The sequence below is a fragment of the Pseudomonas sp. MONT-RG-20F-20-E-7-02 genome, from assembly GCF_022662395.1.
Classification (GTDB): Bacteria; Pseudomonadota; Gammaproteobacteria; order Pseudomonadales; family Pseudomonadaceae; genus Aquipseudomonas.
The window spans coordinates 580,700-605,172 of sequence record NZ_JAKNQN010000004.1; the positions used below are offsets into that span (position 1 = coordinate 580,700).

Genomic DNA, 24,473 nt, shown 5'->3' on the forward strand with positions numbered 1-24,473 from the left:
GGCGTTCTCACAGAGTAATTCGGTTCATGTAATTGCCGAACGCCTGCAGGTAACGCGGGATCGGAATCAGAAAGGCGTCGTGGCCTTGCGGAGCATCGATCTCCAGGTAGCAGACGTCTTTGCGCGCGGCCATCAGGGCGTCCACCAGCTCACGGGAGCGCGCCGGCGAGAACCGCCAGTCGGTGGTGAACGACATCACGCAGAACTTGGCCGTGGCACCTTCGAAGGTTTTCGCCAGGTCGTCGTTGAAGTTGGCGGCCGGGTCGAAGTAGTCCAGCGCCTTGGTCATCAGCAGGTAGGTGTTGGCATCGAAACGCCCGGAAAACTCCTCGCCCTGATAACGCAGGTAGCTTTCGACCTGGAACTCGACGCTGTGGAAGTCGTAGTTGAGCTTTTCACTCTTGAGCCCACGGCCGAATTTCTCGCCCATGGAGTCATCGGACAGGTAGGTGATGTGCCCGACCATGCGCGCGAGCATCAAGCCGCGCTTGGGGATTACGCCAGCTTCCTGGAACGAACCGCCGTGGAACTCGGGGTCGGTGAGGATCGCCTGGCGCGCCACTTCGTTGAAGGCGATGTTCTGCGCCGACAGCTTGGGGGCCGAGGCGATGGCCAGGCAGTGGCGCACGCGGTCCGGGTAGGTGATGGTCCATTGCAGCGCTTGCATGCCGCCGAGGCTGCCGCCGATCACGGCGGCCCATTGCTGGATGCCCAGCAGGTCGGCGAGGCGTGCCTGGCTGTGCACCCAGTCTTCCACGGTCAGCACCGGGAAGTCGGCGCCGAACGGCTTGCCGGTTTCCGGGTTGAGGCTGCTCGGGCCGGTGGAACCGTTGCAGCCGCCGAGGTTATTCAGGCTGACCACAAAGAATTTATTGGTATCGATGGGCTTGCCTGGGCCGATGCAGCTGTCCCACCAGCCGGGCTTGCGCTCGTCGGCACTGTGGAAACCTGCAGCATGGTGATGGCCGGACAGGGCGTGGCAGATCAGCACGGCGTTGCTCGCCGTGGCGTTCAGTTGGCCGTAGGTCTCATAGATCAGGTCATAGGCAGGCAGCGAACGGCCGCAGGCCAGGGCCAGCGGTTCGCTGAAGTGCGCCACTTGGGGCACGACCAGTCCAACAGAATCGGGGGGGAAGGCAGTTGGCATCGACCCTGCTCTCGTTTAAATGAGGCGTAAGTCTAAAGAGCGGTGACCCCAGCGGCAAGCAAACCCTGAGCCAGATGATCGTTCCTACGCTCCGCGTGGGAACGCAGCCGGTGACGCTCCGCGTCGCATCCTGCATGAGGGGACGCAGAGCGTCCCAAGAGGCATTCCCACGCAAAGCGTGGGAACGATCATGCGGTCAGATCAGGCCAAACAGCTCTTTGGGCATGAACGCATAGTAAGCCAGGCGCGGAATCACCCAGCTTTGCAGCAGCTGGATCGCGATGAACGCGAAGATCGGCGAGATATCCAGGCCGCCCAGGTTCGGGATCAAGCGACGGAACGGCGCCAGCACCGGCTCGGTGATCTGGGTAACCAGCTCAGCGCCCGGGCTGCGGCTGCCGGGTGCGACCCACGACAGGATCACGCTGATGATCATCGACCAGAAGATGATCTTCAAAAACAGCGAGAAGATGCCGATCAGGCCCCATGGCAGCAGCAGTACGGTGAATGCCGCATAGCCGTTGAGCATCAGGATCACCACAAACAGCAGGATCTGCAGCAGCAGCGCCAGCACCAGCGACGACATGTCCAGCCCGAACAGGCTTGGGATCACGCGGCGCAACGGCTTGAGCAGCGGCTGGGTGGCCTTCACCACGAACTGGCAGAGCGGGTTATAGAAGTTCGCCCGCACCAGTTGCAGGATAAAACGCATCAGCACGATCAGCAGGTACAGGCTGCCCAGGGTCTGGATGATGAAAATGGCAGCGTCATTGATTCCGAGCATGGTGTATTCCTATCTAACCCAGTTGCATGTAGGGGACGACTATTTGCCCAGTTGCTCGGCCATTTCAGCCGAACGCTGCGCCGCGGCGCCGAGGGCCTTTTCGACCAAGGCTTCAAAGCCTCCGGCCTGGAACGATTCGATGGCCGCCTGCGTGGTGCCGCCCGGCGAAGTGACGCGGCGGCGCAGTTCTGCGGCGTCCACGTCGCTGCCCACGGCCATCTTCGCAGCGCCCAGCGCGGTTTGCTCGGCCAGTTGCTCAGCAACCTCGTGTGGCAAACCAAGTTTCACGCCAGCGGCGGTCATGGCTTCGATCAGCAGGAAGAAGTAGGCCGGGCCGCTGCCGGAAACGGCGGTGACCGCGTCCAGTTGCTGCTCTTGTTCCAGCCACACGGCCAGGCCCACGGCTGACAGCAGCTCCTGGGCCTGGCCGCGCTGTTCGGCGTTCACTTCGGCGGTGGCGTACAAGCCGCTTACGCCCTGACGCAACAGCGCCGGGGTGTTGGGCATGCAGCGCACGATGGGCTGGGCACCCAGCCAGTTGTTCATGCTGGCGCAAGTGATCCCGGCAGCGATGGAGACCACCAGCTGGTGCGGCTGCAGGCTTGGTCGCAGGCTCTCGCACACGGCTTTCATGGCCTGGGGTTTCACCGCCAGCACGATCACGTCGACGCCCTGGATGGCCTCGGCGTTGTCGGCAAAGGTTTCAATGCCGTGCTCGGCGCTGACGCGGGCACGGGTGTCGGCGCCTGGGTCGCTGGCGCGAATCTGGCTGGCTTCGAGGCCTTTGGCCCGCAGGCCGCCGATCAGGCTGGCCGCCATGTTACCGGCGCCGATAAAGGCAATACGCGTGTTGCTCATGACAGGTCCTTATTCAGAGGGAGGTCAGCCATTTCACGGCTGGCCGTAGTCGCGGGCGCCAAACAGGGCGGTGCCGATCCGCACCCAGGTGGCGCCTTGGGCAATGGCCGACTCAAGGTCGTGGCTCATGCCCATGGAAAGTGTGTCGAGCCCCAGGTTCAGGCTGGCTTGCAGGTCGCGCACCGTGGCGAACGCGGCGTCTTGTGCGGCTCGGTCTTCAGTCGGCTCGGGGATTGCCATCAAACCGCGCAGTTTCAGGCGCGGCAAGGCGCTGATCGCACTGGCCAGGGCCGGCAGGTCGGCGGGCGTACAGCCGGACTTGCTGGCTTCGCCGCTGACGTTAACCTGGATGCATATGTTCAGCGGCGCCAGGTCGGCCGGGCGTTGTTCGGACAAGCGTTGAGCAATTTTCAAGCGGTCCACGGAATGTACCCAAGCGAAGTTCTCGGCGATCGCACGCGTCTTGTTCGATTGAATGGGGCCGATGAAGTGCCAACTCAAGGGCAGGTCGGTTAATTCGGCCTGTTTGCCCAAGGCTTCCTGCAGATAGTTCTCGCCAAAATCGCGCATCCCGGCAGCATAGGCGTCGCGCACGGCTTGCGCAGGTTTGGTCTTGCTCACGGCCAGCAGGTGGATGCTGCTTTCGTCACGTTGCACGGCGTGGGCCGCGGCACGGATCCGCTCGCTAACCTGGCCAATGTTGTCTGCTATCGTCGACATTCAAGATGCACCCGTGGATATGGAGTCCGCGGCATTCTACTGGAAATGGAAAGCCCTATGGATATCACTGAATTGCTGACGGCCAGCGTGCGCCGTGGCGCCTCCGACCTGCATTTGTCCGCCGGCCTGGCGCCGATGCTGCGCGTCGATGGCGAGGTCTGGCCAATGGATGGCCCGGCGCTTTTACCTCCGCAAGTTGCGGATTTATTGAGCCCTTTGCTCAACCGATGCCAGCAAAAGGATTTCGAAACATCTCTTGAAACGGATTTTGCCTTCGAGCTGCCGAGTGTGGCGCGGTTCCGCGTGAATGTGTTCCAGCAGGATCGCGGCATGGGCGCGGTGTTTCGTACCATTCCTGAGCAAGTGCAGAGCCTGGAAAGCCTCGGGCTCGGCGAGGTATTCCAGCGTATCGCCCAGCTGCCGCGCGGCCTGGTGTTGGTGACCGGCCCGACCGGGTCCGGCAAGTCCACGACGCTGGCGGCCATGATCGACTACCTCAACAGTCACCGGCGCCAGCACATCCTCACCCTGGAAGACCCCATCGAATTTATCCACAGGCCGAAAATGGCCTTGATCAACCAGCGTCAGGTGCACCGCGATACCCACAGCTTTGCCACGGCGCTGCGTTCGGCCCTGCGTGAAGACCCGGATGTGATCCTGGTGGGCGAGTTGCGCGACCTGGAGACCATCCGCCTGGCCCTGACAGCTGCTGAGACCGGGCATCTGGTATTTGGCACCTTGCACACCACATCGGCAGCCAAGACCGTGGACCGGCTGGTGGACGTGTTCCCGGCAGGGGAAAAAGCCATGGTGCGCTCGATGCTTTCGGAGTCATTGCAGGCGGTGGTGTCGCAAGTGCTGGTGAAGAAGATCGGCGGCGGGCGGGTGGCGGCTCACGAAATCATGCTGGGCACGCCGGCGATTCGTAACCTGATCCGCGAAGACAAGGTGGCGCAAATGGTCTCGGCGATTCAGACCGGCGGGGCGTTGGGGATGAAGACGTTGGATATGAGTTTGAAGGCGTTGGTCGGCGAAGGTGTGATCAGCCGGGAGGTGGCGCGGGGGCAGGCGAGGGTGCCGACAGATATCTAGCGAACACCGAGATCACTGTGGGAGCTGGCTTGCCTGCGATGACGGTGTGTCAGCTTGCAGAGAGGCAGCCTGCCAGTCCGCTATCGCAGGCAAGCCAGCTCCCACATTTGATTGCATTTCAAATGGGGAGCGCAGTGTCCTTTGGCTTAGCGCTGAACAACCCGCAGGTTGTTGTTCTGCTCTTTCGGCAGAACCCGCTTGGCAATCACGTAGTTCTTGTCCCAGAACGGCTTTTTCAGCGTGTCGATGCTTACCGACTTGCCACGACGTGGCGCGTGGATAAAGCGGTCGTTGCCCAAGTAGATGGCAACGTGGTTGACCTGGCGGCTCTTCAATTTGAAGAACAACAGGTCGCCCGGCTTCAGGTCTTTGCGATCAACCTTCAGCCCGTGGCCGGCGGCCATGGCGTTGGAGGTGCGTGGCAAATCCACCGCTTTTACATCGTTAAACGCATATTTCACCAAGCCGCTGCAGTCGAACCCTTTACTTGGGCTGCTGCCGCCCCAACGATAAGGAGTACCGAGCACATTAACGGCGCGGCTGAGGACGTTGCTGCTTTGCTTGGTGTTCACTGCCATCAGGCCGGGCGTTGCTTTACCGTGGTGGGCCTTGCTCAGTTGAGTCGGGCGGTTGACGGTCAGCTTTACCGATTTGGCGGTGCCTGGCGTGCTGTGAACTTTAGGGGTGAAACCGTTAACGTTAGGAAGACGTTGCTCACGATTGGTGGCGTGGGCGGCCAGTGGCATTAATAGGCAGATGGTTAGCCATGTCTTGAAAAATGGTCGCATTAGGCGTGGCTCTTTTAGGTTTGCGCGCAACTTTATAACAGCTTTTTGTGTCGTTCTTAGGCCGTTTGTCGACTGAACCCTGGGGTCAAATTCAGGAAAAACGCGACGAATTGCCGCTATTGTCCTGCAGAGGTCAGGTGGCATAAGGCTTTGCGGGAAGGAAGATACCATTTGCCGTGCGTCGGGCGCCCGTAAAAAAGTCACAAAGAAAATGAAAAATTTTATCTATCGAGGCAAAAGAGGTACTCCATGAACACCTATCGACAGGAAGTGATGCAGCAGGACACTCACAGCAAGGTGATCGGTTACCTGTTGTGGATTTTCGGTTTTACCGGGGCTCACCGCTTCTATTACGGCAAGCCGGTGACCGGGACGATCTGGTTTTTCACCTTTGGTCTTTTCGGTATTGGTTGGCTGATCGACTTGTTCCTCATCCCGGCCATGGACCGTGAAGCGGACCTGCGTTTTACCGCCGGGCCGATTGAATACAACGTGGCCTGGATTCTGTTGGCGTTCCTGGGCGTGTTCGGTTTGCACCGCATGTACCAGGGTAAATGGATCACCGGCCTGATCTACCTGTTGACCGGCGGTTTGTTCCTGATCGGGGTGCTGTATGACTTCTGGACGTTGAATACGCAGATTTCGATCCGCAATGCCGAGCGCAACAGCGGGCGCTGAGCCTGAACCCATCAAGTGCGGGAGCTGGCTTGTGTGGGAGCTGGCTTGCCTGCGATAGCATCACCTCGGTCTGGCTGAACGACCGAGGTGCCTGCATCGCAGGCAAGCCAGCTCCCACATTTACTGTGCTCACTCGCAGAGCGTGGGAACGATCATTACGCCTGGTAGCTGATCCGCCCATCCATCAAGGTGTAACGCACCGTCGCCGGCAGGCTATGGCCGATGAACGGGCAGTTTTCGCCCTTGGACAGCCAGTGCTCCCCGGCAACCGTGGAGCTGGCCGGGTCAAACAGCACCAGATCCGCCGCCGAACCCACCGCCAACGTGCCCGCCGGCAGGCGCAAGGCCTCGGCCGGGCCGGCGCTCAGGCGCGCCAGCAATGTCGGCAGGTCGAGCAAGCCGTCTTCCACCAACGTCATCGCCAGCGGCAGCAACAGCTCAACACTGCTGATGCCCGGCTCTGTGGCGCCAAACGGCGCCAGCTTGGCGTCGCGCTCGTGGGGTTGGTGATGGCTGGAAATCGCCGACACCACACCCGACTTCACCGCCGCACGCAAACCTTCGCGGTCGGCCAGGGTGCGCAGCGGTGGCTGCACGTGGTACAGGCTGGAGAAGTCGATCAGCGCTTCATCGGTCAAAATCAGCTGATACAGCGCCACGTCCGCCGTCACCGGCAAGCCGCGCGCTTGCGCCTGGGCAATCAAGGCCACACCGCGCGCGCTGGTCAACTGGCTGAAGTGCGCACGCACGCCGCTTTGTTCCACCAGTAGCAGATCACGGGCCAGGGCCACGGTTTCAGCGGTTTCCGGGATGCCCGGCAGGCCGAGGAAACTGGCCACGGCGCCTTCATGGGCCAGGCCGCCTTCGGCCAGGTCGCGGTCCTGGGAGTGGAAGATCACCGTCAGGTCGAAGGTGGCTGCATATTCCAGGGCGCGGCACAGCGTGCGCGTGCTGCGAAAACTTTCCAGGCCGTTACCGAACGCCACGCAACCGGCATCGCGCAGGGCGATCAGCTCGGCGAGCTGTTCACCTTCCAGGCCTTTGCTCAAAGCGCCGATAGGGAACACTTTGCAATTGCCGGCTTCACGGGCGCGGTCGAGGATCAGCTCGGTCACCGCCGACGTGTCGAGGATGGGCTTGGTGTGCGGCGGGCAGCACAGGCTGGTCACGCCACCGGCGGCAGCGGCGCGGGTTTCACTGGCGATGGTGCCTTTGCGGCTGTAACCCGGCTCGCGCAGGGCGACGTTCAGGTCCACCAGGCCAGGCGCGGCCACAAGGCCTTTGGCGTCGATGGTCTCACTGGCGCTGAAGCCCGCAGGCGCGGCGCCAATGGCGATGACTTTGCCGGCTTCCAGATGAAGGTCGGTGACGTGATCCAGGCCACTGGCCGGATCGATGACGCGAGCGCCAAGTATGCTGAGCTTCACTGGGCGTTCTCCTGCTCGAATTGACGTTGCGCGGTTTGCCCGCTCATGGCCATGGACAACACCGCCATGCGCACGGCGATGCCGTAGGTCACCTGGTTGAGGATCACCGATTGGCTGCCGTCGGCCACCGCCGACTCAATCTCAACCCCACGGTTGATCGGGCCTGGGTGCATGACGATGGCATCCGGCTTGGCGCCGGCCAACCGCGCGGTGGTCAGGCCGAACAGGCGGTAGAACTCACCTTCGCTCGGCAGCAGGCCACCGGCCATACGCTCGCGTTGCAGGCGCAGCATGATCACCACGTCGACGTCCTTGAGGCCTTCGGTCATATCGGTGTAGACCTTCACGCCGTACTGCTCGATGCCGATCGGCAGCAGGGTTTTTGGTGCGATTACGCGGATGTCCGGGCAACCCAGGGCTTTGAGGGCCAGCATGTTCGAGCGCGCGACCCGCGAGTGCAGGATGTCGCCGACGATGGCCACCGAGAGGTTTTCAAAGCCGCCCTTGTGCCGACGAATCGTCAGCATGTCGAGCATGCCCTGGGTCGGGTGCGCGTGACGGCCGTCGCCACCGTTGATGATTGCCACGTTCGGGCACACATGCTCGGCGATGAAGTGCGCGGCGCCGGAGTCGCCGTGGCGCACCACGAACATGTCGGCGGCCATGGCTTCCAGGTTGCGCAGGGTGTCGAGCAGGGTTTCGCCCTTGCTCGCCGACGAGGTCGACACGTTCAGCGTGATCACGTCGGCCGACAGCCGTTGGGCCGCCAGTTCAAAGGTGGTGCGGGTGCGGGTGGAGTTCTCGAAGAACACATTGCAGATGGTCTTGCCGCGCAACAGCGGGACCTTCTTCACCGCGCGGCCACCGACTTCGAGGAACGAGTCGGCGGTGTCGAGGATTTCAGTCAGCAGTTCGCGGGGCAAACCGTCGAGGGACAAGAAGTGTTGCAACTGGCCCTGAGCATTGAGCTGCAGCGGGCGCTTGGCATCTAGAGGCGTCATCGCGGGGACTCTGTACAAGGCGGTTTAAAGGGCAAGGTCTTGCAGTTCGAGTTCGAGCGGCGTAGGACCGGACAATTTTACCCGCTGGTGGGCTTCCAGGGACAGGGTGGCGCCAACCACATCGGGGCTGATCGGCAATTCGCCGGCGTCCAGGTCCAGCAGGCACACCAAGGTCACACTGGCCGGGCGGCCGTAGTCGAACAACTCGTTCATGGCGGCGCGGATGGTGCGACCGCTCATCAGCACGTCATCGATCAGCACCAGGTGCTGGCCTTCGATTTCGAACGGCAGGGCCGAAGGGCGCACTTGCGGGTGCAGGCCGTTTTGGCTGAAGTCGTCGCGGTAGAAGGACACGTCCAGCGTGCCCAGCGGCGAATCGCTGCCCAGTTCTTCCAGCAACGCCTGGGCGACCCACACACCACCGGTGCGAATGCCGATAAAGCGCGGTTCGCTGATGGCACGGTGTTGCAAGTGCGCCCTGAGGCGAATCGCCATCTGGCTGATCAGTTCGGCGGGATTGGGCAGGCTCATGGTGGCTCCTTCAAGGTCTCGCGCAGGCAAGGTCCGGGCTCAAACGTAAAAAGACGCGGCAAGCCGCGTCAGTCAGGATTCAAATAAAGCGGTGTTTTCATCCAGCCAACCCTGCAACAGCAAGGCGGCGGCGATGGCGTCCACGGGGTTGTCGCGGTAGCTGCCTTTCTGCCCGCCACGGTCGCGGCGCTCACCCTTGGCTTCAAAGGTGGTCAGGCGCTCGTCGTGGGTATAGAAGGGCAGGTTGTAGCGGCCATTGAGGCGGCGGGCGAACTTTTCGGCGCGCAGGCACATGTCGCTGGGCGTACCGTCCATGTTCAAGGGCAGGCCGACCACGACTGCGTCGGGCTTCCACTCCTTGATCAGGGCTTCGACCTGGTTCCAGTCCGGCACGCCGTTCTGGGCTTTGAGGGTGCACAGCTCGCGGGCCTGGCCGGTAATCACCTGGCCGACCGCTACGCCGATCTGTTTGGTGCCGTAGTCAAAACCGAGGATCAAACGCAAGGCCATCAGGCGTGCCCCGCCTGGCTGGTCAGCAGGCTGAGGTTGACCCGCAGCTTGGCCGCCGCCGCTTCCAGGCGTAGCTCGCTGGCGGTATTGAACAGAATGTCGGCGTCGAACGGGCAGGTCAGCCAGGCATTGCTGGCCAGTTCGGCTTCCAGTTGCCCGGCCTCCCAGCCGGCGTAGCCGAGGGTGATCACACTTTGCTCAGGCCCCACGCCGTCGGCGATAGCGAACAACACGTCCTGGGACGTGGACAGCGACACACCTTCAAGGTCAACCGTGGCCTGAAACTTCGGCCCGGTGGGGTGCAGCACAAAACCGCGATCGGTCTGCACCGGCCCGCCGATGTAGATCGGCACGCTCTGGCAACGGGCCGGCGGGTCGATCTCGGGGCGCAATTGCTCAAGAATGTCGGCCAGGTTCAGCTCTTGCGGGCGGTTCACCACCAGCCCCATGGCACCATTGGCCGTGTGCTCGACGATGTAGGTCAAGGTCTGCGCAAAGTTCGGGTCGGCCATATGGGGCATGGCGATCAGGAATTGGTGCTTGAGGTAGGTCGGGCTGACATTTTTCATGTCCACTAGTGTGGCGTTGGAGGGGCGAACTGACAAGCTGCGCTTATGAAGATCATTCCCGCGCTCTGCGTGGGAATGCCGCCCTGGACGCTCTGCGTCCGCTTTTGTAGGCGTGACGCAGAGCGTCACAGGATTCATTCCCACGCAGAGCGCAGGAACGATCAGTTAACGATCAGTTACTGGACAGCCGATCACCCCGGGCAAACTTCCAGGTGCGGATGATTTCCAGGCGGTCGACGTCGTTCAGGTCGCCGGTAAACGGCGCGAAAGGCGCGGCCAGGCGCACGATGCGTTGGGCGGCCTGGTCCAGCAGCGGTTGGCCGGACGACTCCAGCACCTGCACTTCATAGAGCGAGCCATCACGGTTGATCGACACCAATAGACGCAAATTGCCGTAAATCTGCTGGCGCCGCGCCTCATCCGGGTAGTTGAGGTTGCCGATGCGCTCGACCTTCTTGCGCCATTCGTCCTTATACCAGGCACCTTTGTCGCGCATGGTCGAGGCGGCGTTCAGGCGGTAGATGCGCGGGCGCTTGGCGTACAGCTGTTGTTCGTTGGCCAGTTCCGCTTCAAGGCTGGAGATCTGGTCGGAAAGCTGCGAACTGTCAAAGGTCGGCGCCGGCTTCACGGGCTCGGGCTGTGGTTCGGTCTTGGTTTTTTCGCGCTGGGTCGGGGCTTTTTGCGGTTTTGGCGCCACGGTAGTCACGGCGGCCTTGGGCGCGGCCTGCTTGACCTCGGGCTTGGGCGTCGGCGGCGGGGTGACTTTATTCACCTTGTTGTCCTGGAACGGCGCCACTTCGGTGGTCTTGGGCACGGCTTTCTTGTCGAGGGTGCCGCTGCCTTGCTGGTTGTCCTGGGCGAGAAAGTCGGCCTTTTCAGGCTTCTTTTCGCTCTTGAACGTGGCGAGGGTGATTTCCAGGGTTTTGGTGATCTGCTTGGGTTCGGCGAAAGTGAAACCCAGGCCGAGCAGTAAAGCGAGGTGAATCAAGGCTGCCAGGAACAGGGTAAATCCGAGCCGATCAGCCGGGCGCACGCCACTGTGGGAGAGTTCGGAGGGCAGATCGGGCGGGAGCGTCATGACAAAAAAACCAACATCGCGCGTTTCACAGGTGGCGCATGATAACGCAATGTTGGTGTGTGTCCGGCTGTTCTATGTCACTTGGCTTGTAGCTTGCGCTCAATGGCGGCCATCAGCATTTCGCCGATGTTCGTGCCAAATGCGTTGTCGATCTCGCGAATACAGGTCGGGCTGGTGACGTTGATTTCGGTGAGGTTTTCACCAATTACGTCTAGTCCTACGAAGAGCAGACCTTTTTCCCGCAGGGTCGGGCCAACTTGGGAAGCGATCCAACGGTCCTTGTCCGACAGTGGTCGCGCCTCACCACGACCGCCAGCGGCCAGGTTGCCACGGGTTTCGCCGGCGGCAGGGATACGCGCCAGGCAGTAATCCACCGGCTCGCCGTCGATCATCAGGATGCGCTTGTCGCCGTCCTTGATCGCCGGAAGGTAAGCCTGCCCCATGATCTGCTGGGTGCCCAGCGCGGTCAGGGTTTCCAGGATCACCGACAGGTTCGGGTCGCCCGCGCGGTGGCGGAAGATCGACGTGCCGCCCATGCCGTCCAGCGGCTTGAGGATCACATCGCCGTGTTTGGCGGCGAATTCACGCAGCACGTCGGCGCGGCGGCTGACAACCGTGGGCGGTGTGCATTGTGGGAAAAGGGTGGCGAACAGCTTTTCATTGCAGTCGCGCAGGCTTTGCGGCTTGTTGACGATCAGCACCCCGGCGCGCTCGGCCTGCTCCAGCAGGTAGGTGGAGTAGACGAATTCCATGTCGAACGGCGGGTCCTTGCGCATCAGGATCACGTCCAGATCGCTCAAGGGGCTGTCGATCTCATCCGCCAGCTCGAACCACTTTTCAGGGTTGGCAAACACCTGCAGCGGGCGCATGCGTGCGCGGGCTTCGCCGTCGCCTTGGTAAAGATCGCGCTGCTCCATATAGAACAGGGTCCAGCCGCGGGCCTGGGCGGCCAGGAGCATGGCCAGCGAGCTGTCCTTTTTATAGGAAATGCTGGCGATAGGGTCCATGACAATGCCGACGCGAACGCTCATGGGGGATTTCCTCTAGCAAATTAGGGCGCATAAAAGTGGCGTCAGAGTGGCGCTGCGGCTGTTGTGGGTCAAGGAAAAACCACCTGGCCGGTCGCTCGATAGATTGCGCCCGGAGACTGTGCTAAAAAGACTGCCACAGTACAGCAGCCCTTGAATTCCAAGGCTTGCAGCGTTCATCCTGTGAGACATCAGGCAGTACACACCGAAAACCGATTCGCTGTGGCGATGGTAGAGCAGATATGGAACAGCATTCCAACGCCTTGAGAGTGATGGTGATCGACGATTCGAAAACGATCCGCCGCACCGCCGAGACCCTGTTGAAGAACGTGGGGTGCGAAGTCATTACGGCCATCGACGGTTTCGATGCACTGGCCCGAATTGTTGATCATCACCCGCACATTATCTTTGTCGACATCATGATGCCGCGCCTGGATGGCTATCAGACCTGCGCCCTGGTGAAGAACAACCCGGCGTTCAAGTCGATCCCGGTGATCATGCTGTCCTCCAAGGACGGCCTGTTCGACAAGGCCAAGGGGCGCATCGTGGGTGTCGATCAGTTTTTGACCAAGCCTTTCAGCAAGGAAGAACTGCTGAGTGCGATCAAGGCCTACGTGCCCGGCTTCGCCGCAGTAGAACAAGCACACTGACACCGCCTCACAAGGGCCGGCGTCCACCAATGTAGTGGGGAAAACCATGGCACGTGTTCTGATCGTCGACGATTCGCCGACCGAAATGTACAAACTGACCGGCATGCTGGAAAAGCACGGCCACCAGGTTCTCAAGGCCGAAAACGGTGCGGACGGCGTGGCCCTGGCCCGCCAGGAAAAACCCGACGCCGTGCTGATGGACATCGTGATGCCGGGCCTCAATGGCTTCCAGGCCACCCGCCAGCTGTCCAAGGAGCCGGAAACCAACGGCATCCCGATCATCATCATCACCACCAAGGATCAGGAAACCGACAAAATCTGGGGCGCGCGCCAGGGCGCCAAGGATTACCTGACCAAGCCTGTGGATGAAGAAACCCTGATCGCCACCCTGAACAAGGTGCTGGCTTCCTGACGGCACGCCATCATGACCGAGTCGCAAACCGCCTTCGAGCTGCTGCTGGACATCGACCGCCGCTGCCGCCTGCTGGCCGCCGACCTGCCGTCCCAGGAAACCCGCCAGCAGCGTTGGAGCGGGATCGGTTTTCGCCTGGGGCCGTATTGGTATGTGGCGCCGATGGGCGAAGTCGCGGAAGTGTTGCATGAGCCGCGCTGCACCTTGATGCCTGGGGTCAAGCCCTGGGTCAAAGGCGTGGCCAACCTGCGCGGGCGTTTGCTGCCGGTGATGGACCTGGGCGGGTTTCTCGGCCTGGAATTGTCCAAAGCGCGCAAGCAGCGGCGAGTACTGGTGGTGGAATTCAACGACCTGTTTGTCGGGCTGCTGGTGGACGAGGTGGTGGGCATGCAACATTTTGCACAAGACGCATTGCTGGCGAGCGTGCCGCCCGGCGCACCGTTTATCCAGGGCCAGTTCGACAGCGACCAACTGTGGCAGGTCTTCAGCCCCTTCGCTCTGGCCCAGGCCCCAGGCTTCATGGACGTTGCCGCATGACCACTGTCACCTCTCCCAAACCGCAAGCCGCGTCGCGCAGCCGTTCGCAGATCATCGTGCTGTTTATCGCACTCATCGTGTTCATCATGCTGTTGTTCGCCAACTTCGCGTACCTCAACACCCAGTCCACTTACGACAAGCAGTACATCGGCCACGCCGGTGAGCTGCGCGTGCTGTCGCAACGCATTGCCAAGAACGCCACCGAAGCCGCCGCCGGCAAGGCCGCGGCGTTCAAGCTGCTGGGCGATGCGCGCAACGACTTCGCCCAGCGTTGGGGCTACCTGAAAAAAGGTGACATCGAGACCGGCCTGCCTGCCGCGCCCAATGCGGTGCGCGCGGAAATGCGCGCGGTGCAGACCGACTGGGAAGCGCTGCTGAAAAACACCGACGCGATCCTCGCCAGCGAACAGACCGTGTTGTCGTTGCACCAAGTGGCCGCGACCCTGGCCGAAACCGTGCCGCAATTGCAGATGGAATCTGAAAAGGTCGTCGACATCCTGCTGCAACGCGGCGCGCCCGCCAGCCAGGTGGCCTTGGCCCAGCGCCAATCGCTGCTGGCTGAGCGTATTCTCGGCGCGGTCAACACCGTACTTGCCGGTGACGAAACCGCCGTGCAGGCCGCCGACGCCTTTGGTCGCGATGCCAACCGCTTCGGCGTGGTGCTCAACGGCATGCTCAACGGCAACCCGGGGTTGCGCATCACCCAGGTCGAAGACCACGACGCCCGCGCGCGCCTGGCGGAAATCGCCGAGCTGTTCGAGTTTGTCTCGGGCTCCGTGGATGAAATCCTCGAAACCTCGCCGCAGCTGTTTCAGGTGCGCGCCTCGGCGAGCAATATCTTCAACCTGTCGCAAACCCTGCTCGATGAAGCCTCGCACCTGGCCACCGGGTTTGAAAACCTCGCCAGCGGGCGCAGCTTCGACACCATCGGCGGCTACGTGCTGGGCCTGTTGGCGCTGACCTCGATCATCCTGATTGGCCTGGTGATGGTGCGCGAAACCAACCGCCAACTGCATGAAACCGCCGAGAAGAACGAGCGTAACCAGAACGCGATCATGCGCCTGCTCGACGAAATCGAAGACCTGGCCGATGGCGACTTGACCGTGACCGCCTCGGTCACCGAAGACTTCACCGGCACCATCGCCGACTCGATCAATTATTCGGTCGACCAACTGCGCGATCTGGTCGCCACCATCAACCTCACCGCCGGCCAAGTCGCCGGCGCGGTGCAGGAAACCCAGGCCACCGCCATGCACCTGGCCCAGGCCTCGGAGCATCAGGCCCAGCAAATTGCCGAAGCTTCTACCGCGATCAATGAGATGGCCCAGTCCATCGACCAGGTCTCGGCCAACGCCGCCGAATCCTCGGCAGTGGCCGAGCGTTCGGTGGAAATCGCCAACAAGGGCAACGAGGTGGTGCACAACACCATCCACGGCATGGACAACATTCGCGAGCAGATCCAGGACACCGCCAAACGCATCAAGCGCCTGGGCGAGTCGTCCCAGGAAATTGGCGACATCGTCAGCCTGATCGACGACATTGCCGACCAAACCAACATCCTCGCCCTCAACGCGGCGATCCAGGCAAGCATGGCCGGGGATGCCGGGCGTGGTTTTGCGGTGGTGGCGGATGAAGTGCAACGCCTGGCCGAGCGTTCGTCAGCCGCCACGCGACAGATTGAAACCTTGGTGCGGGCGATCCAGGCCGACACCAATGAGGCGGTTATCTCCATGGAACAGACCACCACCGAAGTGGTGCGTGGCGCGCGGCTGGCGCAAGACGCCGGAGTGGCGCTGGAAGAGATCGAAGGCGTGTCGAAAACCCTGGCGGCGTTGATCCAGAGTATTTCCAATGCCGCGCAGCAACAGACCTCGTCGGCCGGGCAGATTTCCCTGACCATGAACGTGATCCAGCAGATCACCACACAGACCTCGTCGGGCTCGACGGCCACGGCGGAAAGTATCGGCAACCTGGCGAAGATGGCCAGCCAGTTGCGCAGGTCGGTGTCGGGTTTCACCTTGCCACCGCCAAAACAGGCTGATGTTTGAAATGCTATCTGAAGAACACCACAGTCCAACTGTGGGAGCTGGCCTGCCTGCGATAGCGGACCGTCAGTTGATCCATCTGCAGCTGACCCACCGCGATCGCAGGCAAGCCAGCTCCCACAGTGGAACTCCATTGTTCCTGGCAACACACGCAATTCACGAATTCTAAGCGGAGCAGTTATGGTTGATCGGCACGACTACGTGGCCCTCGAATGGGTCAAGGGCGACATTGCCGAAACCCTGAAACAGGCCCGTTCGGCGCTGGACGCTTTCGTCGAAACCAGTGACAGCGACGCCATCGCCGAGTGCCTGGCCGGCATCCACCAAGTGCATGGCGCGCTGCAAATGGTCGAGTTCTACGGCGCAGCGCTGCTGGCCGAAGAGATCGAAGCACTGGCCCTGGCCCTGCAAGCCGAGCGTGTCAGCCAGCGCGATGAAAGCATCCGCCTGCTGCAACAGGCCCTTGGCCAATTGCCGCTGTACCTCGACCGCGTGCACAGCGCCCGCCGCGACCTGCCGCTGGTGGTGTTGCCGCTGCTCAACGACCTGCGCAGCGCGCGCGGCGAAAGCCTGCTGTCGGAAACCAGCCTGTTCAGCCCGCAACTGCTGTCGATTGCGCCATTGCCCGACGAGGCCTTGGCCCAGCGCATGCAGCCTGACCTTCACGAGCAGCTGCGCCAATGGCATCAACTGCTGCAACAGGCCCTGGCCGGTTTGCTGCGTGAAGATCACGGCCCGAGCAACCTGGAAGACATGGCGCGGGTGTTCGCGCGTCTCGAAGCGTTGTGTCAGGGCGCGCCATTGCTGCCGTTGTGGCAAGTCACCTCGGCGCTGGTCGAAGGCATGCTCACCGGCGTGATCGCCAACAGCCCGGCGCTGCGCAGCCTGCTCAAGGCCAGCGACAAACAACTCAAGCGCCTGCTCGCCCAGGGCATCGGCGGCATCAACCAGCCTGCGCCGGATGAACTGCTCAAAAGCCTGCTGTTCTACGTGGCCAAGGTCACCCGGCCGACGCCGCGCATGCAAAGCCTCAAGGAACGTTACGGCCTGGATGAAGCCTTGCCCGACAGCGCCGTGGTCGATGCCGAACGCGCGCGCCTGGCCGGGCCGGACCGCAATGCCATGGGCTCGGTGCTCGGCGCCTTGTGCGAGGAACTGGTGCGGGTCAAAGAGCGCCTCGACTTGTTCGTGCGCAGCGACCGTCAACACACCAGCGACCTCGATGCCTTGCTGGCGCCGCTGCGGCAAATCGCCGATACCCTGGCGGTGCTGGGTTTTGGTCAGCCGCGCAAAGTCATCATCGACCAACTCGCCGTGGTGCTGAGCCTGGTCCAGGGCCAGCGCGAACCCAATGACGCGGTGCTGATGGACGTCGCCGGCGCCTTGCTTTACGTCGAAGCCACGCTGGCCGGCATGGTCGGCACCGTCGAGCCGGAGAGCCGAGAAGAAAGCCGCCTGCCCACCACCGACCTGACCCAGATTCATCAACTGGTGATCCGCGAATCCTGCCAGTGCCTGAGGCAAGCCAAGGAGCTGGTCATCGACTGCGTTGAAGCGCACTGGGACCGCCAGCGTCTGGAGTCGCTGCCCGAGTTGCTCAGCCAGGTGCGTGGCGCGTTGGCGATGATTCCCCTGCCACGTGCGGCGAGCCTGATGCGCGGCTGCACCGATTATGTCGACGAACAGCTGATGGTGAACGAGGCCGCGCCTTCCGAGGCGCAGCTGGGGCACTTTGCCGACGTGATCAGCAGCCTGGAGTACTACCTCGAGCGCATGCTCCAGGACGCCGATGCCGCGGGTGAACGGGTGCTGGAATTGGCCACCCGAGGCCTGGCTGCACTCGGCTATTTGCCTGCCGAAAAACCGTGGCGCCAGGCCCTGGCTGCGCCGGATGGCGCTCTGTCGACAGAGGCCGCGCCGAGCCAATCCCAATTCGATGCATTAGCCAACCCCACGTCACGTCTGAACCCGCCGGCCCAGCACCGTCCGGGCAGCCTGCTGCCGCCGCCCGCGGGCGAAGAGCCTGTCGACGATGAGCTGCGCGAGGTCTTCCTCGAAGAAACCGATGAAGTCCTTGAAGTGCTGCACCGCTATTTGCCCAACAGCACCGACAAAACTGCCCAGGGCGAAATGCGCCGCGCCTTCCATACCTTGAAAGGCAGCGGCCGTATGGTTCGCGCCCTGGTACTGGCCGAGCTGGCCTGGGCGGTGGAAAACCTGCTGAACCGCGTGCTCGAACGCAGCGTGGCCCTCAGCCCTGACGTGCAGCACGTGTTGGACGAAGCCGTGGCGCTGCTGCCGGAATTGATCGCCGACTTCGCCGCCGACGACCAACGCCAACGCGATGAAGTCGACGCCCTGGCCGCTCGTGCGCACGCCTTGGCCAGTGGCACTGGCGCGTCGACCGCAGAGCCTTATGACCCGATGCTGCTGGAGATTTTTCGCAACGAAGCCCAGAGCCACCTCGACAGCCTCAACCATTTCCTGCAACAGGCTGCCGAGCATGTGCCGCTGCAAGTCAGCGATGAGCTACAACGCGCCCTGCACACCCTCAAGGGCAGCGCCTACATGGCCGGCGTGTTGCCGATTGCCGAACTGGCACGGCCGCTTGATCACCTGACCCGTGAATACAAGGCCCACCGCCTGCCGCTGGACCTGGACGAAGTGGAGTTGCTGCTGGAAGCCGAAGGCCTGTTCCAGCGCGGCTTGCGCCAACTCGACGGCGACCCGCTGGTGCCGATCAAAGGCGCGCCGGACCTGATCAGCCGCATCCAAAGCCTGCTCGATCAACAGCTGCAAGCCTTGCTTGAGGCGCCTAGCACGGGCCTGCGGATCAAGCGCGACCCGCAGCTGATTGCCAACTTCCTGGCCCAGGGCATGGACATCCTGCTGGACGCCGAAAGCCTGCTGCGCCGTTGGCAGCAACACCCCGGCGAACGCCAGGAACTGACCGCGCTGCTGGATGAATTGACCACCTTGGGTGAGGGCGCGCACATCGCCGACCTGCACGCCATCGACGAACTGTGCGAAGCCTTGCTCGACCTGTATGGCGCCGTTGAAGAGAGCAGCCTGGCAGTCAGCGAGCGGTTTTTCCATGAGGCCGAACAGGCCCATGAAGCGCTGATCAACATGCTCGACCAACTGGCGGCCGGTCAGGAAATCAACCCCGCACCGGCGCGGGTGCAAGCCCTGCGCGAACTGCTGGATGAAGCCCTCGACCCCTCCGCTACCGGCCTGGTCAAAAGCGACGGCAGCCGTGCGCTGAGCATCTCCGAACTGGGCGCCGCCACCGCACAGTTGGATCAGGACACGGCGATGGACGACGAGATCGTCGAGATCTTCCTGGAAGAGGCGGTAGATATCCTCGACAGCGCCGGGCAATCGCTTAAACGCTGGCTGCTGGAGCCGGACAGCGCGGCGCCGTTGTCGTCGTTGCAACGGGATTTGCACACCCTCAAGGGCGGCGCGCGCATGGCCGAAATCGGCCCGATTGGCGACCTGGCCCACGAGTTGGAATGCCTGTACGAAGGTTTGGTGGACCGCCGCTACAGCTATTCGCCCGAATTGTCCCACGTGTTAATGGCCAGCCATGAACGGCTGGCCTTGCAGTTGGATGAATTGCAGGACCACCAGCCCCTGAGCGACTCCAGCGACTTGGTCGCCCAGCTGCGTGCGTTGCGCCAGAGTAATTCGCCTGCTATCCCAGCCGCCGACCCGGAAGCCGCCGCGGCTGATCCCGAACTGCTGGATATTTTCCTTGAAGAAGCCGCCGATATTCTCGACAGCTCAAGCAGCGCACTGCTGCGCTGGCAGGCCGAGCCCAGCAACCGCCAGGAAGTGGAAACCCTGCTGCGCGACCTGCACACCCTCAAGGGCGGCGCGCGCATGGTCGAGATCGGGCCGATTGGCGATTTGGCCCATGAGCTGGAGTTTCTCTACGAGGGGCTGTCGGCGGGTTTACTCGCGCCGTCAGCGGAGCTGTTCGCGTTGCTGCAAGGCTGCCACGACCGCCTGGCGCAGATGATCGACGCGGTGGCGGGCGGGTTGCCGGTGGGCTCGGTGGATAAACTCATCGAGCGCATCAAAAGCCTGGTGCACCCCAGCGATGAGCCAGTAGCGCCGGTCGCCTTGCCCGTCGGTAAAGCTGAAGCAGCGGTTGATCCCGCCGCCGACATGGTGAAAATTTCCGCCGATTTGCTCGACGACCTGGTCAACCTGGCCGGTGAAACCTCGATCTTCCGGGGCCGTATCGAACAGCAGGTCAACGACGCGCGCATCGCCCTCAACGAAGTCGAAACCACCATCGAGCGCATGCGCGACCAACTGCGCCGCCTCGACACCGAAACCCAGGGCCGCATCCTCAGCCGCCAGCAGGCCGAGGCCGAGCGCCTGGGTTATGAAGAATTCGACCCGCTGGAAATGGACCGCCATTCGCAGTTGCAGCAGTTGTCGCGCGCGTTGTCCGAATCGGCTTCCGACCTGCTGGACCTGAAGGAAACCCTCGACCGCCGCAATGCGGATGCGCATAACCTGTTGCAGCAACAGGCGCGCATCAACACCGAGTTGCAAGAAGGCCTGATGCGCACGCGCATGGTGCCGTTTGAGCGCATGCTGCCGCGCCTCAAGCGCATCGTGCGCCAAGTGGCGGAGGAGTTGGGCAAGGACGTCGAATTTGTGGTCGGCAATGCCGAAGGCGAAATGGACCGCAACGTGCTGGAACGCATGGTGGCGCCGCTGGAACACATGCTGCGTAATGCCGTCGACCATGGCCTGGAATCCCGCGAGGCGCGGCTGCTGGCGGGCAAGCCTGCGAGAGGGCGTATCAGCCTGGACCTGACGCACGAAGGTGGCGATATCGTCTTCGACATGCGCGACGACGGCGCCGGTGTGCCGCTGGACGCGGTGCGGCGCAAGGCGATCAAGCGCGGCTTGCTCGCGCCTGATCAAGACATGAGCGACCGCGACGTGTTGCAGTTCATCCTGCAGCCGGGCTTCTCCACGGCGGAAAAAATCACCCAGATTTCCGGGCGCGGCGTGGGCATGGACGTAGTGCACGAAGAAGTGCGTCAGCTCGGCGGCTCGATGTTCATCGACTCGACGGCGGGCGCGGGCGTGCACTTTCGCATTCGCCTGCCGTTTACCGTGTCGGTCAACCGCGCGCTGATGGTGCAGTGTGCGGACGATCAATACGCGATCCCGCTCAACACCATCGAAGGCTTGGTGCGCGTGCTGCCCCACGAGCTGGCCGGGCACTATCAACAAGACCCGCCGCGTTACGAATACGCGGGCCAGCGCTACGAACTGTTCTACCTGGGCGACCTGCTGCACACCGTCGCTCGGCCTAAACTGCTCGGCCAATACCAGCCGGTGCCGGTGCTGCTGGTGCAATGCAACGAGCGGCGCGTGGCGGTGCAGGTGGACGCCATGGCCGGTACGCGGGAGATTGTGGTCAAGGGCCTGGGGCCGCAGTTTGCCGGGGTGCAGGGCTTGTCCGGGGCGACCATCCTCGGCGATGGCCGCGTGGTGTTGATCATCGATTTGCTGGCGCACATCCGCGCCCGCCAACCGGCGTTGCCGGCGCAGTCGGTCGACGCGCCGCTGATCCTCAACGACCCGCTGAAGAAGCGCCCGCTGCTGGTGCTGGTGGTGGACGACTCGGTCACCGTGCGCAAAGTCACCAGCCGCCTGCTGGAGCGCAACGGCATGAACGTGCTCACCGCCAAAGACGGTATCGACGCCATCGCCGTGCTCGAAGAGCACACTCCGGACCTGATGTTGCTCGACATCGAAATGCCGCGCATGGACGGCTTCGAAGTGGCGATCCAAGTGCGCAACGACCCACGGCTGATGCGCCTGCCGATCATCATGATCACCTCACGCACCGGCCAGAAACACCGCGACCGCGCCATGGCCATCGGCGTCAACGACTACCTCGGCAAGCCGTACCAAGAATCGGTGCTGCTGGAAAGCATCGCCTACTGGAGCAAGTCCCATGCTTGACCACCGCACCAGCCAACTCACCGGCCTGCTGCTGCCCCTGGCCGACCGCCACCTGGTGCTGCCTAACGTCGCCATCGCCGAACTCATCGACTACCAGCGCGGCGAACCCGCCAGCGACGCGCCGCCGTGGTATCTGCGGCAAGTGACATGGCGCGACCGGCAGTTGCCGTTGATCAGCTTTGAAGCCGTGTGCGGTGAGGCCAGCGTGACCGGCGAGCGCTCGCGGATTGTGGTGCTGAACGCACTGGGCGGGCGGCCGACGTTGAAGTTTATTGCGATGGTGATTCAGGGCATTCCACGTTCGTACAAGTTGGATAGCCAACTGAGTTATGTGGACGTGCCGCTGTGCCCGCTGGAACTGGCGGCGGTGCAAGTGGGGGAACATGTGGCGAAAGTGCCTGACCTTATGGGGCTTGAAGCCTTGTTGGTGCAGTCGGGCCTGGCCTGACTCCGATGATCGTTCCACTGTGGGAGCTGGCTTGCCTGCGATGGCGGCCTGTCAGTCACTGCATCAACAACTGAACCACCGCTATCGCAGGCAAGCCAGCTCCCACACTGAATTGTGCTCGCCAAACTCTCAATCAATCCGCGCAAACCGTTCAATCACCGGCTGCTCCCGATGCTCGGCCTGCCACAAGTCGTAGGCACTTTGCACCGTGCATGGGCATCTTGGTGCGTCCTGCTGCGGTGAGCATCTGCCATGAAGGCTAGGCAGGCGCGTTCCGAGCGGCAACCTTAAAGCACTGTATGAAACTTCCTTTTTGCCACTTGATCGTTCCCACGCTCCGCGTGGGAATGCATCCCGTGACGCTCCGCGTCACCTTTATGCTGAACTTGAGCGTTGCACGGGCTGGCGGGACGCGGAGCGTCCCAGGCGGCATTCCCACGCAGAGCGTGGGAACGATCAAACGATCAATGACTTCGGCTCTACCCATTTGATGCGAATTGATAGCCCGAATGTCGGAAGTGGATGGATTTGTTGTAAGTGCATTCTGCATTTGGATTAAGCGGGTTTTCAGGCCTGAGTGGAGTGGCTAGTTTCTGCGCTCCTCACCGCCAGCAAGGACCCGCAAATGGCCGTACCGTTAATGCCGCCTGGTGTTTCAATTTTTGAAAACATGGCGATATCTCGATGCAAACGCACTCATCTCAAGCCGGGATCGGCATTCGCCTATTCCTGGTTTTATTCTCAGGTCAGAGCTGCTGGCCCCTGGAACTACAAGAAGCGAGGGCGCGAGTATGAGGCTTTTGGTAACTTCAATTACGGCGCCACAGGGACGGTGTTGGGCATTCCCGAGAATGTATTGCTGCGAGCCGCCGGTGTGGCTCAAACCGTCGCAAAAACCACCCTTCCGGATTTTGGAACATGGTGGGGAGGTGAGCCTTTTGGTGATGACCCACGGGACCAATATTGGATAAGGAAAGGTATTGAATATGCAATTTCGCAAGGTCACTAAGCGCCTCATACCGTTTCTGCGTAATTGCCTGCTTGTGGTCTGCCTGATCTATATCGGGGGCGGTTGGATCCTGTCGCCGGGAACACCGGTTCTGGATGAAGTGGTGTTGAAGCATTCCTTGGGTAACGGCACCTCGATCTATGGTGCGCGAGACGGTCAGGGCGGTGCGACGGTGGGGTTTTCCTACAGGTACTACGTCCATGAGGACTTGGGGAGTGATCAGGAAATACTCACCGCCTTAGTGTCTGCATATCCTTTTCTGAAAACCAAAGAGCCCGATGTTCAAGTGAGTGATGAAGGCGGCGCGCTGCACCTGATTATTCAGGGGAGGGTGTATGAGTACCACAGCTATGCGCTGGAGGGACTTGGAAGGGTCAAGGTGATGATGGCTTTGTGACGGGCCAGTCTTCGGATTTTTCCTGCAAGATTTCGGGCTGTGCATGAACTTGTTGCGGGTAGTCATGGCGGCTAGTCTTCGTCCCGTCATCGAAAAAACGGTGACACGGACGTGCAAGTCCGACGAAACTGTTTAGGCGTACAAACGCCCAGCCAACCACGGGCGTTTTTTGTGCTCGCTGCTTTATGGCGGCTGCGCGCAGGAGGTCTTCGGACCTGCTGGGTGTCCTAAACAGGCCCGGTCTTGCACACCTGCGCACGGTCGCCACCCTCATTCGCGTGCAAGCGAACGGTGGCGCTCCTTACTCACTGTTTAGGAGTTTCATCATGGTCAAACCTACCCCTAATCCGCCTCTCTTCACCGTCAACCCCCACCAAAACACCGAAGCTCTACTGGTCAACGCCAGCGAAACCTTATCGTCGCTAAACGCCATGACCTGCAATCTGGCCTTCAACCTGGACACTTCCCAGCGCGCAATCATGCTCGGCATTCAGCAAATGGCCGAGTTGAGTCAGTTGCTGGTCGATAGAGTGCTGGAACAAGTCAGCCCTGCACCGGAAGGTTAAATCGGTCCCAAACAGGGACTGATCGGTCCCTGTTTGGGACCGCTATCTAACACCCACCACCGAACAAATGTGGGAGCGGGCTTGCCCGCGAATGCAGGGTGTCAGTCGGTAAATGTGTAACTGATCCACCGCATTCGCGAGCAATCCCGCTCCCACATTTTGATCTTCATTCGGCTCGAATCCAGTTGATCGTTCCCA

At 61.8% G+C, this 24,473-nt stretch carries 23 protein-coding genes and 1 pseudogene; 11 read left to right on the plus strand and 13 right to left on the minus strand.

What is annotated here, in order from left to right; all coding sequences use genetic code 11:
* Positions 1 to 7 precede the first annotated feature (7 nt).
* The 4 genes from L8I05_RS15630 to L8I05_RS15645 all read right to left on the minus strand — a co-directional run bounded on the left by L8I05_RS15630 (position 8) and on the right by L8I05_RS15645 (position 3,509).
* Positions 8 to 1,147: a homoserine O-acetyltransferase gene (locus L8I05_RS15630; RefSeq protein ID WP_159960657.1), complete on the minus strand. Its 1,140-nt coding sequence runs from the start codon at positions 1,145 to 1,147 to the stop codon at positions 8 to 10.
* A 196-nt stretch (positions 1,148 to 1,343) separates the two neighbouring features.
* Positions 1,344 to 1,931 (minus strand): YggT family protein, encoded by a 588-nt coding sequence (locus L8I05_RS15635; protein ID WP_159960655.1) that lies wholly within the window; start codon positions 1,929 to 1,931, stop codon positions 1,344 to 1,346.
* Positions 1,932 to 1,970: 39 nt separating this feature from the next.
* Positions 1,971 to 2,789, minus strand: coding sequence for a pyrroline-5-carboxylate reductase (gene proC / locus L8I05_RS15640; RefSeq protein ID WP_197626490.1), 819 nt, complete (start codon positions 2,787 to 2,789; stop codon positions 1,971 to 1,973).
* A gap of 33 nt (positions 2,790 to 2,822) precedes the next feature.
* On the minus strand, positions 2,823 to 3,509 hold the full coding sequence (locus L8I05_RS15645; protein ID WP_242169995.1) for a YggS family pyridoxal phosphate-dependent enzyme: 687 nt from the start codon (positions 3,507 to 3,509) through the stop codon (positions 2,823 to 2,825).
* A gap of 57 nt (positions 3,510 to 3,566) precedes the next feature.
* On the opposite strand from L8I05_RS15645, the gene L8I05_RS15650 reads away from it, so the two are divergent.
* Positions 3,567 to 4,601 carry a type IV pilus twitching motility protein PilT gene (locus tag L8I05_RS15650; protein ID WP_242169998.1) on the plus strand — a complete coding sequence of 345 codons (1,035 nt, stop codon included), beginning with the start codon at positions 3,567 to 3,569 and terminating at the stop codon, positions 4,599 to 4,601.
* Between the two features lie 146 nt (positions 4,602 to 4,747).
* On the opposite strand, the gene L8I05_RS15655 is transcribed toward L8I05_RS15650, so the two are convergent.
* Positions 4,748 to 5,389: a C40 family peptidase gene (locus L8I05_RS15655; protein WP_177017842.1), complete on the minus strand. Its 642-nt coding sequence runs from the start codon at positions 5,387 to 5,389 to the stop codon at positions 4,748 to 4,750.
* A gap of 249 nt (positions 5,390 to 5,638) precedes the next feature.
* Between L8I05_RS15655 and L8I05_RS15660 the strand changes: the two genes are divergently transcribed.
* On the plus strand, positions 5,639 to 6,067 hold the full coding sequence (locus tag L8I05_RS15660) for a TM2 domain-containing protein (protein WP_242170001.1): 429 nt from the start codon (positions 5,639 to 5,641) through the stop codon (positions 6,065 to 6,067).
* A 155-nt stretch (positions 6,068 to 6,222) separates the two neighbouring features.
* On the opposite strand, the gene L8I05_RS15665 is transcribed toward L8I05_RS15660, so the two are convergent.
* The 7 genes from L8I05_RS15665 to gshB form a co-directional block, all read right to left on the minus strand.
* Complete coding sequence (locus L8I05_RS15665) at positions 6,223 to 7,494, minus strand: dihydroorotase (protein ID WP_242170003.1); 1,272 nt, start codon at positions 7,492 to 7,494, stop codon at positions 6,223 to 6,225.
* Positions 7,491 to 8,495 carry an aspartate carbamoyltransferase catalytic subunit gene (locus tag L8I05_RS15670; protein WP_159960639.1) on the minus strand — a complete coding sequence of 335 codons (1,005 nt, stop codon included), beginning with the start codon at positions 8,493 to 8,495 and terminating at the stop codon, positions 7,491 to 7,493. Before L8I05_RS15670 ends, L8I05_RS15665 begins: the two co-directional genes overlap by 4 nt.
* A gap of 24 nt (positions 8,496 to 8,519) precedes the next feature.
* Positions 8,520 to 9,026 (minus strand): bifunctional pyr operon transcriptional regulator/uracil phosphoribosyltransferase PyrR, encoded by a 507-nt coding sequence (gene pyrR, locus L8I05_RS15675; protein ID WP_159960637.1) that lies wholly within the window; start codon positions 9,024 to 9,026, stop codon positions 8,520 to 8,522.
* 72 nt (positions 9,027 to 9,098) lie between these two features.
* A complete protein-coding gene (ruvX, locus tag L8I05_RS15680; RefSeq protein ID WP_003195067.1) occupies positions 9,099 to 9,536 on the minus strand; it encodes a Holliday junction resolvase RuvX in 438 nt (145 codons plus the stop codon).
* Entirely contained in the window at positions 9,536 to 10,105 is a 570-nt protein-coding gene (locus tag L8I05_RS15685; RefSeq protein WP_078739562.1) for a YqgE/AlgH family protein, read from the minus strand. The genes ruvX and L8I05_RS15685 overlap by 1 nt, the downstream gene beginning before the upstream one ends.
* Positions 10,106 to 10,277: 172 nt before the next feature.
* On the minus strand, positions 10,278 to 11,183 hold the full coding sequence (locus tag L8I05_RS15690) for an energy transducer TonB (RefSeq protein WP_242170006.1): 906 nt from the start codon (positions 11,181 to 11,183) through the stop codon (positions 10,278 to 10,280).
* Between the two features lie 77 nt (positions 11,184 to 11,260).
* The gene (gene gshB / locus L8I05_RS15695) at positions 11,261 to 12,214 is read right to left on the minus strand and encodes a glutathione synthase (protein WP_159960633.1); all 954 of its coding nucleotides are present in this window, start codon (positions 12,212 to 12,214) and stop codon (positions 11,261 to 11,263) included.
* A 239-nt stretch (positions 12,215 to 12,453) separates the two neighbouring features.
* Here gshB and pilG point away from each other — a divergent pair, with 239 nt between their 5' ends.
* From pilG to L8I05_RS15725, 6 genes are all read left to right on the plus strand, one after another.
* Positions 12,454 to 12,861 carry a twitching motility response regulator PilG gene (gene pilG / locus L8I05_RS15700; RefSeq protein WP_106575669.1) on the plus strand — a complete coding sequence of 136 codons (408 nt, stop codon included), beginning with the start codon at positions 12,454 to 12,456 and terminating at the stop codon, positions 12,859 to 12,861.
* A gap of 46 nt (positions 12,862 to 12,907) precedes the next feature.
* Positions 12,908 to 13,273 carry a twitching motility response regulator PilH gene (gene pilH / locus L8I05_RS15705; protein WP_242170008.1) on the plus strand — a complete coding sequence of 122 codons (366 nt, stop codon included), beginning with the start codon at positions 12,908 to 12,910 and terminating at the stop codon, positions 13,271 to 13,273.
* Positions 13,274 to 13,285: 12 nt separating this feature from the next.
* Positions 13,286 to 13,810: a chemotaxis protein CheW gene (locus L8I05_RS15710; RefSeq protein WP_242170010.1), complete on the plus strand. Its 525-nt coding sequence runs from the start codon at positions 13,286 to 13,288 to the stop codon at positions 13,808 to 13,810.
* The gene (locus tag L8I05_RS15715; RefSeq protein WP_242170012.1) at positions 13,807 to 15,858 is read left to right on the plus strand and encodes a methyl-accepting chemotaxis protein; all 2,052 of its coding nucleotides are present in this window, start codon (positions 13,807 to 13,809) and stop codon (positions 15,856 to 15,858) included. The genes L8I05_RS15710 and L8I05_RS15715 overlap by 4 nt, the downstream gene beginning before the upstream one ends.
* Before the next feature lie 177 nt (positions 15,859 to 16,035).
* Positions 16,036 to 21,855 (plus strand): Hpt domain-containing protein, encoded by a 5,820-nt coding sequence (locus L8I05_RS15720; RefSeq protein ID WP_242170014.1) that lies wholly within the window; start codon positions 16,036 to 16,038, stop codon positions 21,853 to 21,855.
* Entirely contained in the window at positions 21,848 to 22,303 is a 456-nt protein-coding gene (locus L8I05_RS15725; protein WP_242170016.1) for a chemotaxis protein CheW, read from the plus strand. Before L8I05_RS15720 ends, L8I05_RS15725 begins: the two co-directional genes overlap by 8 nt.
* Positions 22,304 to 22,432: 129 nt before the next feature.
* Here the strand turns inward: L8I05_RS15725 and L8I05_RS29550 are convergent.
* Positions 22,433 to 22,513, minus strand: a pseudogene (locus L8I05_RS29550) (addiction module antidote protein, HigA family); the annotation flags it as partial.
* A gap of 415 nt (positions 22,514 to 22,928) precedes the next feature.
* On the opposite strand from L8I05_RS29550, the gene L8I05_RS15730 reads away from it, so the two are divergent.
* The 3 genes from L8I05_RS15730 to L8I05_RS15740 all read left to right on the plus strand — a co-directional run bounded on the left by L8I05_RS15730 (position 22,929) and on the right by L8I05_RS15740 (position 24,275).
* Complete coding sequence (locus tag L8I05_RS15730) at positions 22,929 to 23,312, plus strand: polymorphic toxin type 44 domain-containing protein (protein ID WP_242170018.1); 384 nt, start codon at positions 22,929 to 22,931, stop codon at positions 23,310 to 23,312.
* Positions 23,290 to 23,709 (plus strand): hypothetical protein, encoded by a 420-nt coding sequence (locus tag L8I05_RS15735; protein WP_242170021.1) that lies wholly within the window; start codon positions 23,290 to 23,292, stop codon positions 23,707 to 23,709. The genes L8I05_RS15730 and L8I05_RS15735 overlap by 23 nt, the downstream gene beginning before the upstream one ends.
* Positions 23,710 to 24,035: 326 nt before the next feature.
* A complete protein-coding gene (locus L8I05_RS15740) occupies positions 24,036 to 24,275 on the plus strand; it encodes a DUF6124 family protein (RefSeq protein WP_242170025.1) in 240 nt (79 codons plus the stop codon).
* The last annotated feature ends 198 nt before the right edge of the window (positions 24,276 to 24,473 follow it).